The 21341-nt window shown below is 68.0% G+C and carries 14 protein-coding genes and 3 pseudogenes; 13 read left to right on the top strand and 4 right to left on the bottom strand.

Annotated features, from left to right (window positions below; all coding sequences use genetic code 11):
* Positions 1-65: 65 nt before the first annotated feature.
* From LF41_RS14885 to LF41_RS14865, 5 genes are all read left to right on the top strand, one after another.
* Entirely contained in the window at positions 66-620 is a 555-nt protein-coding gene (locus LF41_RS14885) for a porin family protein (protein WP_036171652.1), read from the top strand.
* A 137-nt stretch (positions 621-757) separates the two neighbouring features.
* Positions 758-2698, top strand: coding sequence for a M1 family metallopeptidase (locus LF41_RS14880; protein WP_036171421.1), 1941 nt, complete (start codon positions 758-760; stop codon positions 2696-2698).
* Between the two features lie 3 nt (positions 2699-2701).
* Entirely contained in the window at positions 2702-3673 is a 972-nt protein-coding gene (locus LF41_RS14875; protein WP_036171418.1) for an alpha/beta fold hydrolase, read from the top strand.
* Positions 3670-4398: a hypothetical protein gene (locus LF41_RS14870; protein WP_036171416.1), complete on the top strand. Its 729-nt coding sequence runs from the start codon at positions 3670-3672 to the stop codon at positions 4396-4398. The genes LF41_RS14875 and LF41_RS14870 overlap by 4 nt, the downstream gene beginning before the upstream one ends.
* 75 nt (positions 4399-4473) lie before the next feature.
* The gene (locus LF41_RS14865; RefSeq protein WP_036171413.1) at positions 4474-4941 is read left to right on the top strand and encodes an aminoacyl-tRNA deacylase; all 468 of its coding nucleotides are present in this window, start codon (positions 4474-4476) and stop codon (positions 4939-4941) included.
* A gap of 4 nt (positions 4942-4945) precedes the next feature.
* On the opposite strand, the gene LF41_RS14860 is transcribed toward LF41_RS14865, so the two are convergent.
* Positions 4946-5878, bottom strand: a complete 933-nt coding sequence (locus LF41_RS14860) for a carbohydrate kinase family protein (RefSeq protein WP_036171410.1) — start codon at positions 5876-5878, stop codon at positions 4946-4948.
* Positions 5879-6115: 237 nt separating this feature from the next.
* Between LF41_RS14860 and LF41_RS14855 the strand changes: the two genes are divergently transcribed.
* From LF41_RS14855 to LF41_RS14820, 8 genes and pseudogenes are all read left to right on the top strand, one after another.
* The gene (locus tag LF41_RS14855; RefSeq protein WP_036171408.1) at positions 6116-7162 is read left to right on the top strand and encodes a rod shape-determining protein; all 1047 of its coding nucleotides are present in this window, start codon (positions 6116-6118) and stop codon (positions 7160-7162) included.
* 42 nt (positions 7163-7204) lie between these two features.
* Positions 7205-8203 (top strand): annotated as a pseudogene (mreC, locus tag LF41_RS14850) (rod shape-determining protein MreC); the annotation flags it as partial.
* Entirely contained in the window at positions 8203-8688 is a 486-nt protein-coding gene (gene mreD, locus LF41_RS14845; RefSeq protein ID WP_036171402.1) for a rod shape-determining protein MreD, read from the top strand. The pseudogene mreC and the gene mreD, both read left to right, overlap by 1 nt.
* A 10-nt stretch (positions 8689-8698) precedes the next feature.
* Positions 8699-10531: pseudogene (gene mrdA, locus LF41_RS14840) on the top strand (penicillin-binding protein 2); the annotation flags it as partial.
* Positions 10532-10596: 65 nt separating this feature from the next.
* Positions 10597-11709, top strand: coding sequence for a rod shape-determining protein RodA (rodA, locus tag LF41_RS14835; RefSeq protein WP_036171399.1), 1113 nt, complete (start codon positions 10597-10599; stop codon positions 11707-11709).
* A gap of 56 nt (positions 11710-11765) precedes the next feature.
* Positions 11766-12872: pseudogene (gene mltB, locus LF41_RS14830) on the top strand (lytic murein transglycosylase B); the annotation flags it as partial.
* Positions 12873-12955: 83 nt separating this feature from the next.
* Positions 12956-14215 (top strand): septal ring lytic transglycosylase RlpA family protein, encoded by a 1260-nt coding sequence (locus LF41_RS14825; protein ID WP_036171396.1) that lies wholly within the window; start codon positions 12956-12958, stop codon positions 14213-14215.
* 81 nt (positions 14216-14296) lie between these two features.
* A complete protein-coding gene (locus LF41_RS14820; RefSeq protein WP_036171393.1) occupies positions 14297-15511 on the top strand; it encodes a D-alanyl-D-alanine carboxypeptidase family protein in 1215 nt (404 codons plus the stop codon).
* A gap of 90 nt (positions 15512-15601) precedes the next feature.
* Here LF41_RS14820 and LF41_RS14815 read toward each other — a convergent pair whose 3' ends face one another.
* From LF41_RS14815 to LF41_RS14805, 3 genes are all read right to left on the bottom strand, one after another.
* Complete coding sequence (locus LF41_RS14815; RefSeq protein ID WP_152600045.1) at positions 15602-17338, bottom strand: hypothetical protein; 1737 nt, start codon at positions 17336-17338, stop codon at positions 15602-15604.
* A complete protein-coding gene (locus LF41_RS14810) occupies positions 17329-19368 on the bottom strand; it encodes a hypothetical protein (RefSeq protein WP_036171388.1) in 2040 nt (679 codons plus the stop codon). The genes LF41_RS14815 and LF41_RS14810 overlap by 10 nt, the downstream gene beginning before the upstream one ends.
* A gap of 137 nt (positions 19369-19505) precedes the next feature.
* On the bottom strand, positions 19506-21323 hold the full coding sequence (locus LF41_RS14805; protein ID WP_036171382.1) for a S8 family peptidase: 1818 nt from the start codon (positions 21321-21323) through the stop codon (positions 19506-19508).
* Positions 21324-21341 lie beyond the last annotated feature (18 nt).

Genomic DNA, 21341 nt, shown 5'->3' with positions numbered 1-21341 from the left:
GGCCGATTTTTCGCATGCGCCGCGGCGCGCAGCATCGCGCCCACATCCACCCTGAGGTTTTCCTGATGCGTTGCTCCCTGTTCGCCCTCGTCCTGCTCGCCGCCGCCCCGTTCACCGCGAGCGCGACGGACGTCCTGTCCTACGATTACGTCGAAGCCGGCTACGTGAAGTCCGATTCGCGCGACGATGCCAGCGGCTACGGCATCACCGGTTCGGTCTCCATCGACGAGCGCTTCAACCTCTTCGGCAGTTACGTCGACCAGAACTCCGACCGCTTCAACGGCGTGGACCTGCGCCAGTGGTCGGTGGGGGCGGGATTCCACCATTCGGTGAAAGACAACGTCGATCTCGTCGCGCGCCTGGCGTGGAATTCGGTCGATACCGCGCAGACGAAGGAATACGACGGGGTCTCCGCCGAGGCCGGCGTGCGCGCCGCGATGGGTGCGCATTTCGAGACCTGGGCGCTGGCCGGCTACGGCGACGTCGATGCGGGCAACGGCGAGTTCTACGGCCGCCTCGGCGCGCAGGCCAAGTTCGGCAAGCACTTCGGCCTGGCCGGCGACGTGAAATTGATCAGCGGCGACACCCAGTGGTTCGTCGGCCCGCGCTTCAGCTGGTAACCCGGCCCGATCCCGCCCACGAAGCCTGGCACTTGCCGGGCTTCGCGCGTTTTGCGGAACCATTGCGCGCCCGGGCGCCGCCACGGCTAATATCGGCCGCCTTGCGCCCCAACTGCGTTCCGGAGATCGCCAACCCCATGCGCCACACCCCGCTGATGCTGTCCCTGGCCGCCGCGCTCGCGCTGTCGGCCTGCGCGAAGAACGAAACGGCCGCGCCGGCCACCGCGCCCGCCGCCGCTTCCACCGCCGCCGCCGCCCCCGCCACGCAGGCCGCCGCCGTGACCGATGAACACTCCTACGCGCAGCCCGACAAGGTGCGCACGACCGACCTGGCGCTCGACCTGGCGATCGACTTCGCGAAGAAGACGATCTCCGGCACGGCGACGTACTCGCTCGACTGGCTCGATGCCAACGCCACGCAACTCGTGCTCGACACGCGCGACCTGACGATCTCGAAGGCCGAGGCCCTCGGTGCGAACGGCCAGTGGGCGCCCGTCGAATATCGCCTGGACGGCACGGCCGACAAGGTGCTCGGCACGAAGCTGACCATCGAAACGCCCGAGCGCCCGAAGCAGGTCCGCGTGACGTACGCGACCTCGCCGAATGCCTCGGGCCTGCAGTGGCTCGAACCGTCGATGACCTCGGGCAAGCGGCAGCCCTTCATGTTCAGCCAGTCGCAGCAGATCCACGCGCGCTCGTGGGTGCCGTTGCAGGACACGCCGATCGTGCGTTTCTCATACACCGCGCACGTGACCGCACCGAAGGACGCGATGGTGCTGATGAGCGCCGACAACGACCCGAAGGCTGCGCGCGACGGCGACTACAGCTTCAAGATGCCGCAGAAGATCCCGTCGTACCTGCTCGCGATCGCGGCCGGCGACCTGGTCTTCCAGCCGATCACCGACAAGGCCGGCGTGTGGGCCGAACCCTCGACGGTGAAGCCGGCGGCGACCGAATTCGCCGACACCGGCAAGATGATCGATACCGCGGAACATCTGTACGGCCCGTATCGCTGGGATCGCTACGACATCCTCGTGCTGCCTCCGTCGTTCCCGTACGGCGGCATGGAAAATCCGCGCCTGACCTTCGCCACGCCCACGGTCATCGTTGGCGACAAGTCGCTCGTCTCGCTGGTCGCGCATGAACTCGCGCACAGCTGGTCGGGCAACCTGGTGACCTTCTCCACCGCGAAGGACGCCTGGCTCAACGAAGGCGTGACCAGCTACGTCGAGAACCGCATCATCGAGTCGCTGTACGGCAAGGACCGCTCCGACATGGAGCTGGTGATCAACCGCAACGAGCTGAAGGCCGAGTACACCGACGCGAACAAGCCGCTGCAGAAACTCGCCGGCAAGCCGGGCGAACTGAAGGATCCGGACGACAACCTCAGCTCGACCGTCTACACCAAGGGCGCGTGGTTCATGCAGTTCCTGGAACAGCGCTTCGGCCGCGCGGACTTCGATGCGTTCCTGCGCGGTTACTTCGACCACTTCGCGTTCCAGTCGATCTCCTCGCAGCAGTTCGCCGACTACGCGAAGACCAACCTGCTCGAGAAATACCCGGGCAAGGTGACGCAGGCCGAGTTCGACCAGTGGCTGTACGAACCGGGCGTTCCGGCCACCGCGCCGCAGATCGTCTCGCCGCGCTTCACGGCCATCGACACCGCGCGCAAGGCCTGGCTCGAGGACGGCACGTTGCCCGCCGGCGACATGACCGCCAAGTGGACGACACAGGAATGGGTGCACTTCATCGAAGGCATGCCGACCACGCTCAACACCAAGCAGATGGAAGCCCTCGACGCGGCGTACAAGTTCACCGGCACGCCCAACGGCGAGATCGCGCAGCGCTGGTATCCGCTCGCGGTGCGCAGCGGCTACACGCAGGCGAACGCGGCGATTTCCGCGTTCCTGCAGAAGATCGGCCGCCGCAAGCTGATCATGCCGACGTACAACGAACTGGTGAAAACGCCCGAAGGCCTGAAGCTCGCCGAGGAGACCTTCGCGAAGGCCAAGCCCGGCTACCACCCGATCACGACGGGCTCGGTGCAGGCGGCCATCGACGGCGCGAAGTCGAAGTAAGGCATGACGCGACGCAAACAAGTCGCCCTCGCGGCCGCCCTCGTGGCGGCCGCGTTGCTTGCGTTCTGCGCGTACGTGATCGTCGAACCCGACGCACTGCTGCGCACGGAGTTCGCGCGACAGCGGCACGAGGCGAAGTTGTCGAAGGACGTGCGCGAGGTCGCCGGCCATCGCTGGGTGTATGCGTATCGCGACGCGAAGACGGCCGACGCCCCGACGATCGTGCTGGTGCACGGCCTGGCGGGGAGCAAGGAAAACTTCTACAAGGTCGCGCTGTCGTTCGGCGGCAAATATCGCCTGGTGATTCCCGACCTGCCGGGGTGGGGCGAGAGCCAGCGCCTGCCGCGCGAGAGCTACGGTTACCTCGCGCAGAGCGAACGGCTGGCCGCGTTCATCCGCAACGTCTCGCCGAAGCGGCCCGTGGTGCTCGTCGGGCATTCGATGGGCGGCGGCATCGCGGCGCTCGTCGCCGCGGAACACCCGGAACTGGTTTCGCGCGTCGCGTTGATCGACGCGGCGGGCGTGCGCTTCCACGACAACGCGTTCGGCAAGGAGGTCGTCGCCGGGCGCAATCCCTATGCGGTGCACGACCGTGCGAGCCTCGACCGCTTCATGGCCACCGTGTTCCATCGCGAAGACGCGAGGCCCTGGATGCCGTGGCCGGCCGACAAGGCATACATCGCGCGGCGTACGCACGATGCGGCGTTCGAGCAGCAAGTGCTCGATGCGATCGGCCGGGGCGACGAACGCTTCCTGCCTGGTCTCGAAGCCGCACGCATCGACCAGCCGGCGCTGCTGCTCTGGTGCCGGCAGGACGCGGTGGTCGATCCCAGCGCGCTCGGCCTCTACGCCGAACGCATCCCGCAGGCGATGTCGGTGTTGCTCGACGACTGCGGCCACATGTCCATCATGGAGCGGCCCGAAGACGTGGCCGCCGCCATCGACCAACTCATCCAGACAGGACGGCCCCGATGAACACGCGCATTGCCTGCTCCCTCGCCGCGGCGTTGGCGTTGTCCGCGTGCGGGCCGAAAGAAGATCCGCAGGCCGCCGCGAAGGCCGCCGCGGCCGAAACCGCGCGCGTCCAACAAATCGCCGACGCGAAGGAAAAGGAATTCGACGACGCGTACGCGCGCAGCGACTGGAAACTCGCGCGCGGCTACGGCGATTCGCTGCAGATGGATTATCCGGATTCGGCCGCGGCCAAGCGCATCGCGCCGAAACTGGAGCAAGCGCGTTCGCACATCCGCGACGAAGAGAACCAGCGCCGACGCATCGCGCTGTGGGCGTATCAAACGCAGCCGGCGAAGGGCGGCACGCAGATTTCCGCGGCGATCTACTCGAAGGACCCGGTCGACACCGGCGGCGGCAAGCGCCCCGTGCGCCTGATCTTCCGCGACCATCCCGAATGGGGGAAGAGCGCGTACCTCGTCCTGGAGAAGGGCGACTTCGACTGCTATTCGGGCTGCAAGGTGAAGGTGACCCTCGACGACGGCAAGCCGAAATCGATGGCGGCCTCGCGCCCGAAGACCGACGAGGCCATCGCGATGTTCATCACCGACCACCGCGCGCTGTGGCGCATGGCGCAGCAGGCGAAGACGGCGATGGCCATCGAGTTCCCCGTGAAGGCCGGCGGCACGCGCACGGCGGTGTTCGAAACCGGTGGCGCCGACAAGGACAAATTGCCCGCGTGGCGTTGACGCCCCGACGGGCGATCACGCGGGGTTAGCGCGACGGGATTAAGCTCGATTCTCCCGACCGGAGCGGAGGCGACCATGCTGTCACCGCGCCTGCACAACTTCCTGGACCAACAACATTCCAGCTATTCCACGCTGACGCACGATCGCACGGTCACCGCGCACGAGACCGCATCGGCCGCGCACGTCAGCCGCCAATTGTTCGCGAAGACCGTGATGCTGAAAGTCGACGGCACGCTGGCGATGATGGTGATGCCGGCGGCGTATCGCGTGGACCTGACGCGTTTGTCGCGCGCGCTCGGCGGCCGCATCGCCGAGCTGGCCGAGGAGAACGAATTCAAGGATGCGTTCCCCGATTGCGAGACCGGCGCGATGCCGCCGTTCGGGAATCTCTACGGAATGCCGGTGTTCGTCGACTCACGACTTGCCGGACAAGCGGAGATCGCGTTCAACGCGGGCACGCACACCGATGCGGTGCGCATGCCGTACAAGGAGTTCGAGCGTCTCGCGCAGCCGGAGTTGCTCTGGCTGGCGCACGTGATGTGAGGCGTTACAGCGCGTACCCGAACTGCTGGCGGAACTGCTCGGCGAATTCGTCGTAATCGAAGCGCTGGTTCTGCGTGCCCGGGTGTTCGACCTTCAGCGCGCCCATCAGGTTGCCGATGCGGCCGATGGTCATCCAGTCCGCGCCCTTCTCGATGCCGAAGATCAGCCCCGCGCGGAACGCATCGCCGCAACCGGTGGGATCGGTGACGCGGCGTTCATGAGCGGGCGGAACGTCGTAGGACTTGCCCGGCGTGTGGATCTGCGCGCCCAGCGGACCGCGCGTGCAGATGTAGGCCTTCGTGCGCGAGACGATGTCCTTCTCGTTCCAGCCCGTGCGCTCCTGCAGCAGGTTGGATTCGTAATCGTTGACGGTCACGTAGTCGGCGAGCTCGATGAACTCGCGCAGTTCCTGGCCGTTGAACAGCGGCATCGCCTGGCCCGGGTCGAAGATGAAGGGGATGCCGGCGTCGGCGAATTCCTTCGCGTTCTGCATCATGCCTTCGCGGCCATCGGGGCTCACGATCCCGAAGGTCACGCCCTTGACGTCGCGCACGTGGTTTTCGTAGCTGCGCATCATCGCGCCCGGATGGAACGCGGTGATCTGGTTGTTGTCGTGGTCGGTGGTGATGAAGGCCTGCGGCGTGAACAGCTCTTCGATCACCTTGACCTGGTCCAGGCGGATGTTCTGCTCGGCGAACCATTCGCGGTACGGGCCGAAATCCTGGCCGACGGTGGCCATCGGGATCGGATCGCCGCCCAGCAGCTTGAGGTTGTAGGCGATATTGCCCGCGCAGCCGCCGAACTCGCGGCGCATCCTCGGCACCAGGAACGACACGTTCAGGATGTGCACCTTGTCCGGAAGGATGTGGTTCTTGAACTGGTCGGGAAACACCATGATGGTGTCGTAGGCCAGGGAACCGCAGATCAGGGCGGACATCGGAAACCTTGCGTTGGGGCCGGGCTTGGCCCGCGGGGCGCACAGGGTAGCGACAGCCCGCCCGCAAGGCCAGCGCGGGCGGGTTTGCGCGCGAATCTGCGGACGCCGTCGAATTGCCCGAAATCCCCGGAAAAAACGCGCACAACGTGCTTGCTGGGGGGCAGGGGGAAGGATAGGCTAGCGACCCTTCGCGGCACGATTTCCAGCGTGCCGCCCATACGCAGGCAACTCCCCCGAATGTTCAAGTTCCTCGGCCGCTACTTCTCCAGCGACCTGTCCATCGATCTGGGCACGGCCAACACCCTCATTTACGTCCGCGGGCAGGGCATCGTGCTCAACGAGCCGTCCGTGGTCGCGGTCCGGCAGGACCGCATGGGCGGCGGCACCAAGTCCGTCGCCGCCGTGGGCACGGAGGCCAAGCAGATGCTGGGCCGCACCCCGGGCCACATCAGCACGATCCGGCCGATGAAGGACGGCGTCATCGCCGACTTCACCTACACCGAGGAAATGCTCAAGCACTTCATCCGCAAGGTGCACAAGTCGCGCCTGCTGCGCCCCAGCCCGCGCGTGCTGGTGTGCGTGCCGTGCGGTTCGACGCAGGTCGAGCGCCGCGCGATCAAGGAATCGGCCGAGGAAGCAGGCGCCCGCGAGGTCCACCTCGTCGAGGAACCCATGGCCGCCGCCATCGGCGCCGGCATGCCGGTGACCGAAGCCTGTGGCTCGATGGTCGTCGACATCGGCGGCGGCACGACGGAAGTCGCGGTCATCGCCCTGAACGGCATCGTGTACTCGCAGTCGGCGCGCATCGGCGGCGACCGCTTCGACGAAGCGATCATCGCCTACGTGCGCCGCACGCAGGGCATGCTGATCGGCGACGCCACGGCCGAGCGCATCAAGCTCGAACTGGGCTGCGCGTACCCGCCGAAGGACGTGCGCACCATGGAGATCTCGGGCCGCCATCTCGCCGAGGGCGTGCCGAAAATGATCACCATCAGCTCCAACGAAGTCCTCGAAGCCCTGCGCGAGCCGCTCGCCGGCATCGTCGCCGCGGTGAAGCAGGCGCTGGAGCAGACCCCGCCGGAACTGTGCGCCGACGTCGCCGAGCGCGGCATCGTGCTCACCGGCGGTGGCGCGCTGTTGCGCGACCTGGATCGACTGCTGACCGAAGAAACCGGCCTGCACGTGCAGGTTGCCGACGATCCGCTGACGTGCGTTGCGCGCGGTGGTGGCCGTGCGCTCGAGATGCTCGACATGCACGGCAACGAGTTCTTCGCGCCGGAATAAGCGAGCCCACACCTCCGCCAGGCCTCCATCCTCGCCGCCCTCGTGCCGTCCTACGCCGGTCCCGCAGCTGCCCGCCCCGGCGATATCGCCGGCACGCTCCGGCTGCTGGCGTACCTGGCCGCCGCGTTCGCGCTGATCCTGCTCGACCATCGCGGCGGCTGGCTCTCGCAGGCGCGGGGGCAAGCGCAAGCTTTCGTGCAGCCGCTTTGGGCCGTGGCCGGATGGCCCGGCGCGGTGATCGATTCGATCAGCGACGACGCGGGCACGCGCACCTCGCTGATCGCCGAGAACCGCCGCCTGCGCAACCAGATGCTCGTCGACAGTGCGCGCATGGCGCGCCTGCAGGCAGCCGCCGCCGACAACGACCGCCTGCGCCGCATGCTCGGCGTCGTGCAGCGCGGCGGGTTGCAGGTGCAACTCGCGCCCGTGCTCGACATCGACCTGGATCCCACGCGCCAGCGCCTCGTGCTCGATGCCGGCAGCAGCGACGGCGTGCGCGTCGGCCAGGTCGTCATCGATGCCGGCGGCGTCGTCGGCCAGGTCATCGCCACCACGCCGATGCATTCCACCGCATTGCTGCTCACCGATCCGGACCACGCGGTGCCCGTCGCGGTCATGCGCAACGGCGTGCGCCTGGTCGCCTACGGCACGGGGCGCAGTGATCGCCTCGCGCTGGCGAGCATCCCCTTGTCGAGCGACGTGAAGGTCGGCGATGTCGTCGTCACTTCGGGCCTCGGCAAGCGGTTCCCCGCGGGCTTCCCTGTCGGCACGATCTCCGCGCTGCGGCCCGACGACAGCCGCGCGTTCCTCGTCGGCGACGTCACGCCCGCCGCGCAACTCGACCGCGGCCGAGACGTTCTGCTGCTGCGCAGCGCCCCCGAACGCCCGGTGATCGGCCCCGCGACGGTGACTTCGGCGCCGAGTGCATCGACGATCGCCAACCCGGCGTCCGTCGTCGTTCCCGCGAAGGCGGGAACGCAGGCGCGCGCACCCGCGGCCGCCACGCAACCCGCCCCGCCGTCGACGCGAGCACGCCAGCCATGAGCCGCGAACGCGCCGCCTGGGTCCTGCCCGTCAGCATCGTCGTCGCGCTCCTGCTCGGCCTGCTGCCGCTGCCGCCGGCGATCGCGCCGCTGCGGCCGTACTGGCTCGCGCTCGCGGTGGCGTACTGGGTGCTCGAAGAACCCGATCGCGCAGGGCTCGGCTTCGCCTTCATCGTCGGCCTGATCGCCGACCTGTGCTTCGGCAACCTGCTCGGTGAACAGGCGCTGCGCCTGACCATCCTCGCGTTCATCCTGCAACGCTTCCGCGCGCGTTTGCGCTTCTTCCCGCTGTCGCAACAGGCACTGGCGATCGGCGCGCTGTTGCTCAACGATCGCATCGTGACCGCCGCGCTCCACTTCGCCCTGGGCGAACCGGCCGTGCCGCTGCTGTCGTGGGTGGCGCCGGCCATCGGCATGGTGCTGTGGGCGCCGCTGTTCCTGTTGTTCGACACGCTGCGCCTGCGGGCGTGGCGCAACCGCTGAAGGCCATCGCATGCGCCGCCGCCAGCTGAAGAACGCATTCGCCGAGGCGATGCAGTTCCGCAACCGCGCGCTGATCGCGTTCGGGGCGGTGACGCTCGCGCTGCTCGGCCTCGGCGGCTGGTACTTCCGCCTGCAGGTCCTCGAACACGACGAGTACGCGACGCGCTCGGAAGCCAACCGCATCAAGCCGCGCCCCGTGGTGCCCGGCCGCGGGCTGATCCTCGATCGCAAGGGCCGCGTACTCGCCGAGAACGTGCCCGCGTTCCGGCTCGACGTCGTGCCCGACGAAGCGGGCGACACGAAGGAACTCGTCGCCAACCTCTCGCGCATCGTCGCGCTCGATCCGGAAGACATCGAACGCTTCGAGGTCGAACGCAAGGCCCGCCACGGCTGGCGACCGATCACGCTGAAGATGCGCGTGGGCGAAGAAGAAGCCGCGCGCTTCGCCGTCGACCGCTGGCGCTTCCCCGGCGTCGAGCTCGTGCCATACCTCAATCGCCACTATCTGTACGGCCCCGAGCTTGCGCACATCATCGGGTACGTCGGCCGCATCGACCAGGCGGACCTGGCGAAGATGGGCGAGGTGGACGCCGCGCTGACGCACACCGGCAAGACGGGCCTGGAGCGCTATTACGAAGAAGCGCTGCGCGGCAAGGTCGGCTACGAGAAGATCGAGACCAACGTCGAAGGCCGCGCGCTGCGGCGCCTCGGCCAGGTGCCCGCGGTGCCGGGCGCGGATCTCAAGCTGTCGATCGACCTCGATCTGCAGAAGGCGATGGTCGCCGCGTTCGAAGACCACGATGGCTCGGCGGTCGCGATCGACCCGCGCACCGGCGAAATCCTCGCGATGGTGAGCCTGCCCTCGTACGACCCCAACCTGTTCGTCAACGGCATCTCGCACACCGACTACAAGGCGTTGATGGACGACCCGTCGCGCCCGTTGTTCAACCGCAACGTGCTCGGCGGCGGGCCGCCCGGTTCGACGGTGAAGCCGCTGATCGCGCTCGCGGGCCTCGACAGCGGATTGCGCCGCCCGGAAGACGCGGTGTTCTCCACCGGCGAATTCCACATTCCCGGCCAGCGCCGCGGCTATCGCGACGCGCACGGCGGCGCGGGTTGGACCGACCTGCGCAAGTCCATCGCCGCGTCGGTGAACTTCTACTACTACAAGCTCGCCTACGACATGGGCATCGACCGGTTCTCCGGTTACATGCACAAGTACGGCTTCGGCGCGCCGTCGGGCATCGACCTGTCCGGCGAGAACGGCGGCATCGTGCCTTCGCAGGAATGGAAGGCATCGCGGTCGAAGGAACGCTGGTATCCCGGCGAAACGGTGATCGCAGGCATCGGGCAGGGCTACTGGGTGGCGACGACGCTGCAGCTCGCGCGCGGCGTGGCCGCGATCGCGAATGGCGGGCGGCTGGTGCGTCCGCACCTGGCCGCATCGCGCCGCGACGGCTACGACACACCGTGGCTGCCGATCCCGCAGCCCGAAGCGCCGCGCATCACCGACAACCCGAACAACCTGCGCGCGGTGCAGGAAGGGATGATGATGACGATGCAGCCGGGCGGCACGGGCTTCAGCCTCGTGCGCGGCGCGCCGTATCTCATGGCGGGCAAGACGGGCACCGCGCAGAAGATCAGCCGGCGCGGCGGCGCGAGCGTCGACCCGCACCAGTTGCCGTTCCACCTGCGCCACCAGGCGTTGTTCGTCGGCTATGCGCCCGCGGACAACCCGACGATCGCGGTCGCCGTGGCCGTCGAACACGGCGGCTTCGGCGCGAGCACCGCCGGCCCCATCGCGCGCAAGATCTTCGACGCGTACCTGCTCGGCAAGCAGCCCGAAGCGAAGCCGACGACGCAGGTGCCGGTCGCCGCGGCCGCCACGTCCGTGCCCACGCCCGCGCGATGAACGCGATCCTGCGCATCGGCGTCGACCTGTTCGCGCGCATCATGCGCACGGTCGACTCGTGGCTGCTCGGCGCGCTGCTCGCGTTGATGGGCATCGGCCTGGCCGTGCTGTATAGCGCGGGCGCTGAAACGCCGCGATTGGTCTACGCGCAGGGCGCGCGCTTCGCGGTGGGCCTGGCGGCGATGTGGGGCCTTTCGCGCATTCCGCCCACGCGGCTGCGGCATTGGTCGCCGCTGGTGTACGGCGTGTCGTTGCTGCCGTTGCTGCTCGTGCTCGCGATCGGGCAGGGCAAGCACGGCAACCACTGGATCAACCTCGGCGTGTTCTATTTCCAGCCGTCGGAAGTGATCAAGCTCAGCCTGCCGATGATGGTCGCGTGGTTCCTGCAGCGCGAACCGCTGCCGCCGAACGTCCGCGTCGTGCTGGTCTCCGGCGCGCTGATCGCGATCCCGCTCGGGTTGATCCTGCTGCAGCCGGACTTCGGCACCGGGATGCTGGTGGCCTCCAGCGGCGTGTTCGCGCTGTTCCTCGCGGGGCTGTCGTGGTGGTGGTTCGTCGCCGCGGCGGCGGGCGTGGCGGCGGTGGCGCCGGCCGCGTGGTTCTTCATGCTGCGCGAGTACCAGAAGGAACGCATCCTGACCTTCCTCAACCCCGAATCCGATCCGCTCGGCGCCGGCTGGAACATCATCCAGTCGAAGATCGCCATCGGCGCGGGCGGCATGACGGGCAAGGGGTGGGGGCAGGGCTCGCAATCGCACCTGGACTACCTGCCCGAACACACGACCGACTTCATCTTCGCGGTGCTCAGCGAGGAGTTCGGCTGGATCGGCGTGGCCACGGTGCTCGCGCTGTACCTGTTCGTGATCGGGCGCTGCCTGTGGATCGCGGCCGAAGCGCGCGATGGCTACTCGCGCCTGCTGGCGGGCGCGCTGGGCCTGTCGTTCTTCGTGTACGTGATCGTCAACGGCGGGATGATCTCGGGGATGTTGCCCGTGGTCGGCGTGCCGATGCCGCTCCTGAGTTACGGCGGCACCTCGGCGGTGTCGTTGCTCGCCGGATTGGGGCTGGTGATGGCCGTCGGTGCGCATCGCCCACGGCACACGACCTGAAGCGCACCCTTCGATCCGGTTTGCATCGTGTTGTTTCTGCGCTACATTCCGGCGCGATGACGTATTTTCGTGCAGCACTGCTCATTCCGCTGGCCGCGCTGACCGCGTGCGCGACCCAGGCCCCGCCTTCTCCGCAGACGACGCCGCCGCCCGCCGCCACGCGCGTGGCGCCCGCGCCCGCGACGCCGGCCGCGCCGATCCCGCCGCAGATGCGCGACATCACCGCCGCGCGCGCGGACTTCGTGCGCCTGACCGCCGCGAAGTACGACATCGATCCGGCGTACATCGAGTCGGTCCTGGGCAAGGCGCAGATCCGCGACGGCATCATCGCCGCGATGTCGCGCCCGGCCGAGGCCAAGCCGTGGCGCGATTACCGTCCGATCTTCATCACGCAGGGCCGCATCGACGGCGGCAAGGCGTTCATGGCGAAGAACGCCGACGCACTCGCGCGCGCTGAAGCGCGGTTCGGCGTGCCGGCGGAAATCATCACCGCGATCATCGGCGTGGAAACCAGCTACGGCGGCAACAAGGGCAGCTATCCGGTCATCGATGCGCTGTACACGCTCGCCTTCAACTACCCGCGCACCGGCGATCCGGCCAAGGTCGCGCGCGAGAACCAGCGCGAAGCCTTCTTCCGCGACGAGCTGGGGCAGTTCTTCGCGCTCGGCAAGGAAACGGGCATGGACATCACGCAGCTCAAGGGCAGCTATGCCGGCGCGATGGGCTGGGGCCAGTTCATGCCGTCGAGTTACCGCCAGTACGCGGTCGACGGCAACAACGACGGCAAGCGCGATCTGTTCGACAACATCGACGACGTCACCGAATCGGTCGCCAACTACTTCCAGAAGAAGGGCGGGTGGACGCGCGGCGGCCCGGTGATGGCGCCGGCATTGCGCGCTTCGTCGGCGGCCGACTACAGCGCCACCGACATCGACGTGATGCAGCCCTACGAGATGTTCGCGCCGCTGGGGTATTCGACCAACATCCCGCTGGCCGCGAAGACGCCCGCGCAGGTCGTGCGCTTCGACGGCGCGGGCGGCACCGAGTACTGGATGGTGTTCGGCAACTTCCGCGCGATCACGAAGTACAACACCTCGCGTCTGTACGCCACGGCCGTGCACCAGCTCGCCGAATCCATTGCCGGGCGCGATGCGCTGGTCGCGCAACAGACGCAACAGGCCACCGTGCCCGTCGCGCCCGTGACGTCCATGCCCACGCCGTCCACGCCCCTGCAGGCCACGCCTCCATGAAGCGCGCGCTGCCGGTGGTGTGCGTGTTGCTCGCCGCATGTTCCGGTGCGCCGAGCAAGTCGCCGCCCCCGTCGCAGTCCGCGTCGACGAGCGGTTCCAGGGCGCCCGCGAGCGCATCGGGCGCGCAGCGCCGTTCGCCGTACGCGCCCGCGCAGGAAGACACGTCCAAGCGCGGCGACTACACCGCCGGCGGCCTGTACGCGCCGCTCGTGAAGGACAGCGCGCCGCCGCCGATCGACGACGTGCACCTGATCCCCGAACCCGACGTCGTCCCCGAGCCGCGTTCGCGGTACGGCAACCGCGACTACACCGTGCTCGGCAAGCAGTACCACGTGCTCGACGATCCGTCGGGCTACGTCGAAAGCGGCACGGCCTCGTTCTACGGCCAGAAATTCCACGGCCGGCGCACCTCGTCGCTCGAGGTGTACGACATGTACGCCTTCAGCGCGGCGCACAAGACCCTGCCGTTGCCCTCGTTCGCGCGCGTGACCAACCTGGCGAACGGCAAGTCGGTGATCGTGCGCGTGAACGACCGCGGTCCCTTCCACGATGGACGCGTCATCGACCTGAGTTACGCCGCGGCGGTGAAACTCGGCGTGTACCCCGCCGGCACCGCGCGCGTGGAAGTGCGCGCACTGACCGTGGACGATCGCGGCCCCGACATGCGCGTCGCCGCACCCGATCCGGCGCCGCCGCCCGTTGCGCCCAGCGCGATGGACCGCATGGTCGCCGCGTTGCCGATCGCCGGTGCCGAAGCGGGCGAACGCAAACCGGCAGCCGCGAGCAACGAACCCGAACCCACGCCGCCCGGCCCCTGGCGCTTCGACATGCGCCAGGACGGCAAGGCGATGACGGCCGACGAGTTCGACAAGTGGATGAAGGAGCGCCAGGTGCGCGTCGCCACCGGCAAGTCGGGCACGCCCGACAAGCGCCAGGCCGACACGCCCGTCGCACCGGTGAAGCCGCCGCCGCGCGTCGATACGGCCGCTTCGAACGAAACCAGACCCGCGCCCGCGGTGAAGGGCGACGACGTCGTGCTCCAGGTCGCGAGCTTCGCCGCGCGCGCCAATGCAGAGCGCGCGCTGGCGATGCTGGAAGGCGCGGGCATTCGCGATGCACGCCTGCTCGATGCCAATGCCTCCGGGCAGAAGGTGTGGCGCCTGCGCGTCGGCCCCGTCGCCAGCGAGCGCGTCGCGGAACTCAGCGCGACCGTCGCCGGTCTCGGTTTCGGACGCCCGAACGTCGTGCGCGATTGAAATCCACGCCCGCGTCCGCGCGGGACCTCTAGAATCCCCGTCTTTCCCCTTTCCGCTCGCATTCCCGGAGCCGCCTTGCCCATGAACGTCCGTCCCCTTGCCGCCCTCACGCTCGCGGCCCTCGCCACGTCCGCCATCGGCCTCGCGCTCGCGCAGACGCCGGCCCCCGTCGCGACGCCCGCCGCGCCCGCCGCGCTGAGCGATTCGTTGCCGGTCCCGCCGCCGCCGCAGATCCAGGGCAAGGCCTGGGTGTTGATGGATTTCGCGACGGGCCAGATCCTCGCGGGCGACAACGCCGACATGCAGGTCGAACCGGCGAGCATCACCAAGGTGATGACCAGCTACGTCGTCGCCGCCGAAATGAAGTCCGGCAAGGTGAAGGGCACCGACCCGGTGATGATGAGCGAGCACGCCTGGCGCGAAGGCGGCGCGGGCACCGAAGGCAGCTACAGCGGTTTCGAAGTGAACAAGACCGCGCCGCTGGTCGAGATGGAAAAGGGCATGGTGGTGCAGTCGGGCAACGACGCGGCCATCGCGCTCGCCGAACACGTCGCCGGCAGCGAAGACGCATTCTCCTCGCTGATGAACGCCTATGCGCAGCGCATCGGCATGAAGCAATCGCATTTCGAGAACCCGCACGGCCTGTCGCAGCCGGGCCACGTCTCGACCGCGCACGATCTGGCGATGCTCGGCCGCGCATTGATCCGCGATTTCCCCGAAGCGTATTCGTACAACAAGATCAAGGAATACACCGTCGGCCCGATCACGCAGCGCAACCGCAACCTGCTGTTGTGGCGCGATCCGTCGGTCGACGGCATCAAGACCGGCCACCACAGCGGCGCCGGCTACTGCCTGATGGCCTCGGCCAAGCGCGGCGACCAGCGCCTGATCTCGGTCGTCATGGGCTCGACGAGCGAAAACCAGCGCGCCGTGGATTCGCAGGCGCTGCTCAACTGGGGCTTCCGCTTCTTCGAAACGCACCGCCTGTACGAGGCCAACAAGGCGATCTCGAAGCAGAAGGTGTGGAAGGGCGCGGCCGACGAAGTGCAACTCGGCGTCGACGCGCCGATGCTCGTCAGCACCCCGCGCGGCAAGTACGCGCAGCTCAAGCCCAGCATGGACATTCCGAAGACCCTCGTCGCGCCCATCGCGAAAGGCCAGAAGATCGGCAGCGTGAAAGTCACGCTCGACGGCAAGGTCGTCGCGCAACGCCCGCTCGTCGCGCTCAATGCGGTGGAAGAAGGTGGCTTCTTCAAGCGCATGTGGGATGAGTTGATGATGTGGTGGGATTCCTGACGCCGCTTGCGCGGCACTGGCGCGTGGCGTCAGGAATGCCCGCGCGAGCAGCGCGGGCTGGCGAAGGGGAAGCGGCGACGAACTGACGCGCTATCGTCCGTACGCGCCGTACAAGTAGCGCCCCTGTCCGTCGGGCCTCGGCACATCGTCGTAATCGTCGGCCGGAGGCTGCAACGCCGTCGGCAGCGCGATCGCCGGGACGAATGCCTGGTCGAAGCGATACGGCTGCAGCGCGTTGTCCGGATCGGTCAGGCGATAGTCCTTGTTCGCCAGCGAACGCAGCAGGTTCGGGATCGCCTCGCCACTGACCGAGTTCGTCAGCAACGGAAATTGCGCCGGATCGAAGTCGATGATGTTGTACGCGCCGCGGATGCGGTTGTCGGCGCCCGGCGAACCGTTGAGCGATTCGATATCGCCGTCGACATCCGCATCGCGGTTGCGCCAGAACACGTTGTAGTACACGTGCGCGGTGCTGTCCTGCACCGCCAGGCCCGCGCCGTCGTTGTCGGCGACCGTGTTGTTCACGATGGTCGCGAAATTGCGGCCCTGGTTGCCGTTCGGGCCTGCGCACGTATCCCCGCAGTTGCCGTCCACGATGATCGCGCCCGTGCCGAAGTTGCGCACGACGACGTTGTTGTAGACGTAGCCCACCGTGTACTGGTCCAGGAAGATCGCCGACCCGAGCTTGGTCGTGCGGTTGGCTTCGAACCAGTTGTTGCGCACCACGAGCAACGCCACCGACGCACTGCCACCACGATCGTGCTGCCCGATCAGGCCCGCGCCGACGCCGTAATGATCGCCGTCGCTCACCGTGTCGTTGCCGAAGAACACGTTGTGGTGCACGTCGCCGTGCATCCCGATGGCCATGCCCGCGCCGTGCGGTAACGATTCTTCGTACAGACGGTTGTTGCGGATGACGTTGTGGTGCACGTTCGCCACCAGCCCGGTCATCGTCACGACGGTGCCGAAACCATCGTTGGCGCCGGTCGTTTGGTCGAGGAACCCGAGGTTCTCGGTCGCGCCGCCGACGTCGATGCCGCCGCCGTGGTGGCCGCCGCCGTTCTCTTCGACGAGATTGTTCGCGATTTCCACCGCGACCGTGCGCCCGCCACCCACTTCGATCCCGCCGCAATCCGAACTCGCGGTCGGCGTCGAACACCCGTTGTGATGCACGTGGTTGTTGCGCAACGTGATGCGCTCGCTGGCGTCCCACGTCGTCGCCAGGATCCCGCGCGCGTGCGTGCCGGTCACGACGAAACCGTCGATCACGAGTTCGACCGGCGCTTCGGCGTCGATGACGGGTCGCGCCAGGTCCGTGGGCATCGTCGTCGTGCGCCACGCGATGGGATCGCGCGCGGTGAAGTTGCCATTCAACCCGCCGACGAGGATGTGGTTCCGGCGCATCCCGAGGTGGATGTTCGCCACGTACGTGCCCGCCGCGACGCACACCACCGTCTTCGCATCGCCGCCGGCCGCGATGGCCTGGCCGATCGTGCCGTAGGGATTCCCGCGCGTGCCATTGCCCGCCGCGCCGGCGCGCACGAAGAGACTGCTCCAGCCCGCAGGCCGCGTTGCATCGCTGATGCAACCGTAGTCGAGGTATCCATTGCCGCCGATGCCGGTGCGACGCACGTTGGTCGCGCGATTGGGCCCGCCCGTGCGGATCGTGGGACGCGACCACGGCGGCGCCGGCGCGGTGACCGGTGCGCGCGGCGCGATGGCGGTGCGTTGCGGCTTTGGCGCACCTCCGCCCCCGCCGCCACAGGCGGCGAGGGCGATCAGTGCAGCGATGAAGGTCGCGTTGCGCATGATCGAGATCAATTGCATTGGCTCGCCCCCAGCGTCGTGTGCGCGCTGCGTGCGCTGACGACGAGCACGCCCGGCGTCCAACCGCCGGCGCCGTTGTCCTGCAGGCGGACCTGGTAGTTCGGGCGCACCGCCGACGGAATGTCGTTCGTCCACGCGACCGCCTGGTTGCAAACGGCGCTTCCCGTCAGGGGTGCAGTGGTGCGCACGTCGAGCGCGAGGCCGCCGACCAGCAGGTTCGCCGCACCGGTGACGTGGTGCATATCGTGCGCACCGGGGTAGCTGAAGTCAGGGATCGCGACTTCGTTGTCGCCGTAACCGGGCGTCGGGTAGCCCGTCCACAAGGGCTGGTTCCAGTTGCTGGTGACGAAGTTGCGCCGCAGCTCGATCTGCTCGCCCTTGTACGTGTTCCAGTGGAAGGGCTGTGCGTTGGCGAGCGTGTTGGTCGCGCTCATCACCTGCACGGCGTTGTTGACCGCGATGTAGCGGCCCCAGAACTCGTTCGGCGTGCGGCGACGGACCACGCCGTAATTCTTGCCGCCGACGACCATGCGGAAGTCGACCTGGTTGGGATCCAGCACGAGATTGCCGTCGTAGTAGACGTACGAGTCGGCGTTGTCCAGGCAGCAGCTGAACAACGTCGCCGCGCCCGAGCTGGAATGCTTGTCCAGGCTGGTGACGATGGTGTTGAAGTAGAACCGCAGCGTGCCGCGGCGGCCGTCGATCGGGCTGTTGTCCGAACCGAAGTGCACCATCGAGGCGCCCATCGTCTGCTCGTGCACCTTCTCGTCGCGGCGGAAGATGTTCCCGTACATGTAGCTGCCGGCGTCGTACTTGGCCCAGTCGCGCTGCATCTGCGTGCGCGCCGCGGCCGTGGCGACGGCCGGCTGCTGGTCGGCGAGCAGGTCGAAGAGCCACGGGAAAACGGAAGGACGGAAGTCCTCGATGTCGATCAGGTCGATCGCGTGCGCGCCATTCTCGAAATAGTTGTAACGCACCAGCTCGCCGACGGTGCGCATCTTCAGGTCGTTGCCGTTCGACGCCTCGTCGGTGTCGATCGTGCCGCTATTGTCGATGTCCCAGCGGATCGGGTTGCCGAAGTAGTTGTACTGGACGATGAAGTTGACGCCCTGGATGTAGGCCTGGTGCACGTTGTAGTCGTCGACCAGCCCGTTGTCGTGGAAGAAGTTCCCTTCCAGCATGAAATTGCGCGTCAGGTAGTGGTCGCCGCCGTAGTCGAGCCCGCGGCTGATGACGTACACGCCGACCGGGCAGAACGAGAACTCGTTGTCGCGGATCGTCACGTCCTGCGCGCGCGAGACGTACAGGCAACCGGTGTGGTTGTTGTACAGGTGCGGCTGGTTGTCCATGCCGATGTAGCTGGCCGCGTGGTCGTCGCCGGAATAGGGCGGCGACATCGTGGCCGTGAGGTTCAGGCCCTCCACGGCGATGTTGCGGATGCCGCTGTCGCGCGCGATAGCCACGATGCCGCGATTGACGGTCGAGTATTCCTGCGCCGGCGTGCCGATCAGGCTTTGCAGCGCGCTGCTGTTGCGCACGCGCCCGTTCAGGCCCGAGATCTTCGGGCGCGCGCCGTTGGCGTCGCGGATGCCGCAGACCTTGATATCGCCGGTGACGATGAAGATGCGCTCGTTGTACGGCGTCGCCTTGGGATGGATGCGCACCATCGTGTGCGCCGGCAGCGATTCCCATGCGACCTGGGTGAGGTTGGTGAGCGACTGCGTCGGCCCGACGTCGATGACGTTGGCCGCGAAGTTCGCGTTGTCGGGATGGGCCGGGTCGCAGTTGGCGGCCGTGCGCGATTCGCGCAGGTTCGGGAAGTCTTCCCCGACGAATCCGAAGTTGGTGACCGGTTGCTTCTGGTGTCCGCCGCCCGTGCGGATGCTCGGGCGCGACCATGCCGGCGCGGCGGCGACGGGCGTGGATTTCTTCCTGGGCTGCGGACTTCCCGCATTCCCGCCACCGCATGCGGCGAGGATGGATAGTGCGGCGATGCACAGCACGCCGCGTGTCGTGGTTTGCCAATTCATCCGAAACTCCCCCTGTTGATGAATGTCGTTAGGTGCATAAAGCGACGCCCGACGGAACGCGGAGCTGCACGTTCCGCCGGGCGTGCCGGTGGCCGGTCGCGCGTCCTGCGCGAGTCGGCCGCCTCTCCCAGCGTCGATCAGTTGTGGCGCGCTTCCAGGGTCACGCCGGCGAACGCTTTCGCGCCGACGACCTTCACGAAGTACAAGCCGCCGCGCGTCACGGGGACGCGGATCGTTTCGTTGTTGCCCGCGTGCACGGAGGCGAGGTCGTACTCGGTGGGCGTCGGCACCGCGCCGTAGCGCACGAGCAGCGTGACGTCGCCCGTGCCGCCGTACGACAGGAAGCTCAGCCCGGTCGCGCCGACCGGCACGTCGATGACGTACGACAGTTGCGCACCCGTCGCGCCCGCGAGGTTCCTCGCCGGCGTCTTGTTGAGCAGCGGGCGCGCGGCGGAATCGCAGTCCGGGCCCTGGCACGGCGGCAACACGGTGGCGAGCGCGGCCTTCGCATCGAGGATGCCGGCGCCCATCGGTTGCGAGGCGGGGATCGCGACGGGGAAGCGGCGCGCGGTCGCCTTCAACATCGCTTCCATCTGCGCGGGCGTCAGCGGTGTGCGCGCCTTGCTCTGCACGAGCGCGGCCACGGCCGCGACGTGCGGTGCGGACATCGACGTGCCGGCCATGCCGCCGTACGCGGGGCTGCCGAGTTCCGGTGCGGTCGCGCTGTCGTTGAGCGTCTGCCAGACGTAACCGTTCGGATTGCCGTCCTGGCCACCGCCGCCGCCCGGTGCGGAGAGGTCGACGGTCTTGCCGAAGTTCGAATAGAACGCCTTGCCGCCGTTGACGCGCGAGGCGCCGACGGTGATGACGTTGGCGCAGCTCGCCGGCGAGAACTGCGAGGCATTGGCATTGCTGTTGCCCGCCGAGACGACGACCGTCGTGCCGTTGGCCACCGCCGTGTCGATCGCGCCCTGCAACACCTCGTCGCACGCGAACTGGCCGCCGAGGCTCATGTTGATCACTTCGGCGGGGTTCGCGTTCGCGGGCACGCCGGGCACGTTGCCGCCCGAAGCCCAGATGATCCCGTCGGCGATGTCGGAGGTGTAGCCGCCGCAGCGGCCGAGCACGCGCACCGGCAACACCTTCGCGCCGTGCGCCACGCCGGCCAGGCCGAGACCGTTGTTCGACACTTCGCCGACCGTGCCCGCCGTGTGCGTGCCGTGGAAGCTGCTGTCGCTCAACTCGCACTGCGAGAAGTCATCGTTCCAGTCGCCGTAGTCGTGCGCGCCGGGCACGCGTTCGTCGGTTGCGCGGCGCGAAACGAAGGCATCGGAGATGAAGTCGTAACCCTGCAGCAGGTTCGGCGCCAGGTCGGGGTGGTCGGTGACGCCGGTGTCGAGCACCGCGACGACGACGCCCGCGCCGTTCGCGCTGTCCCACGCCGCCGGCGCCTTGATGCCGCCGACCGAGTTGTAGAAATGCCACTGGTATTGCTGGCTCATCGGATCGTTCGGCATCAACGACGGTGCGCCGATGCCGGTGTGGTACATGCGGCGGTCGGGCACGACGGACGCGACGTTGGGATCGGCGGCGAGCGCGCCGAGCAACGACGCGGTCGCGGCGGCATCGAGCGAACGCGAGAGTGCGATGACATCGCTCCCCGATCCCATGCGGCGCACGTGGCGCACGGTGAGGCCGGGGAGGGACGCGCCGATGCCGGAACGCACGACGGCGGCGCGCGCCGCGTCGAGCGCGGCGGTGGTGCTCGCGCGCTGCAGCGTGCCGGTGCGATAGCGGACGATGAAGCGCTTCTGCGGTGCTTGCGTGGTCGGGGCCGGCGTGGCTTCGTGCACGCGCACGGTGACGCCGGCGGCGGTCGCATGCACGCCGATCAGGGAGAGGGACACGGCGGTGGCGAGCGCGCACGCACCGAGGGTGGAAAGACGGATACGCATTGGGGAACTCCGGAAAAA

The sequence above is a fragment of the Lysobacter dokdonensis DS-58 genome (assembly GCF_000770795.1).
Lineage (GTDB): Bacteria > Pseudomonadota > Gammaproteobacteria > Xanthomonadales > Xanthomonadaceae > Noviluteimonas > Noviluteimonas dokdonensis.
The sequence above is the reverse complement of the archived record's forward strand: the minus strand, read 5'-3'. Positions and strand labels throughout refer to the sequence as shown.

Coding starts and splice junctions, on each gene's coding strand:
- LF41_RS14885 (WP_036171652.1), top strand. CDS start 66: ATGCGTTGCTCCCTGTTCGCCCTCGTCCTGCTCGCCGCCGCCCCGTTC.
- LF41_RS14880 (WP_036171421.1), top strand. CDS start 758: ATGCGCCACACCCCGCTGATGCTGTCCCTGGCCGCCGCGCTCGCGCTG.
- LF41_RS14875 (WP_036171418.1), top strand. CDS start 2,702: ATGACGCGACGCAAACAAGTCGCCCTCGCGGCCGCCCTCGTGGCGGCC.
- LF41_RS14870 (WP_036171416.1), top strand. CDS start 3,670: ATGAACACGCGCATTGCCTGCTCCCTCGCCGCGGCGTTGGCGTTGTCC.
- LF41_RS14865 (WP_036171413.1), top strand. CDS start 4,474: ATGCTGTCACCGCGCCTGCACAACTTCCTGGACCAACAACATTCCAGC.
- LF41_RS14860 (WP_036171410.1), bottom strand. CDS start 5,878: ATGTCCGCCCTGATCTGCGGTTCCCTGGCCTACGACACCATCATGGTG.
- LF41_RS14855 (WP_036171408.1), top strand. CDS start 6,116: ATGTTCAAGTTCCTCGGCCGCTACTTCTCCAGCGACCTGTCCATCGAT.
- mreD (WP_036171402.1), top strand. CDS start 8,203: ATGAGCCGCGAACGCGCCGCCTGGGTCCTGCCCGTCAGCATCGTCGTC.
- rodA (WP_036171399.1), top strand. CDS start 10,597: ATGAACGCGATCCTGCGCATCGGCGTCGACCTGTTCGCGCGCATCATG.
- LF41_RS14825 (WP_036171396.1), top strand. CDS start 12,956: ATGAAGCGCGCGCTGCCGGTGGTGTGCGTGTTGCTCGCCGCATGTTCC.
- LF41_RS14820 (WP_036171393.1), top strand. CDS start 14,297: ATGAACGTCCGTCCCCTTGCCGCCCTCACGCTCGCGGCCCTCGCCACG.
- LF41_RS14815 (WP_152600045.1), bottom strand. CDS start 17,338: ATGCAATTGATCTCGATCATGCGCAACGCGACCTTCATCGCTGCACTG.
- LF41_RS14810 (WP_036171388.1), bottom strand. CDS start 19,368: ATGAATTGGCAAACCACGACACGCGGCGTGCTGTGCATCGCCGCACTA.
- LF41_RS14805 (WP_036171382.1), bottom strand. CDS start 21,323: ATGCGTATCCGTCTTTCCACCCTCGGTGCGTGCGCGCTCGCCACCGCC.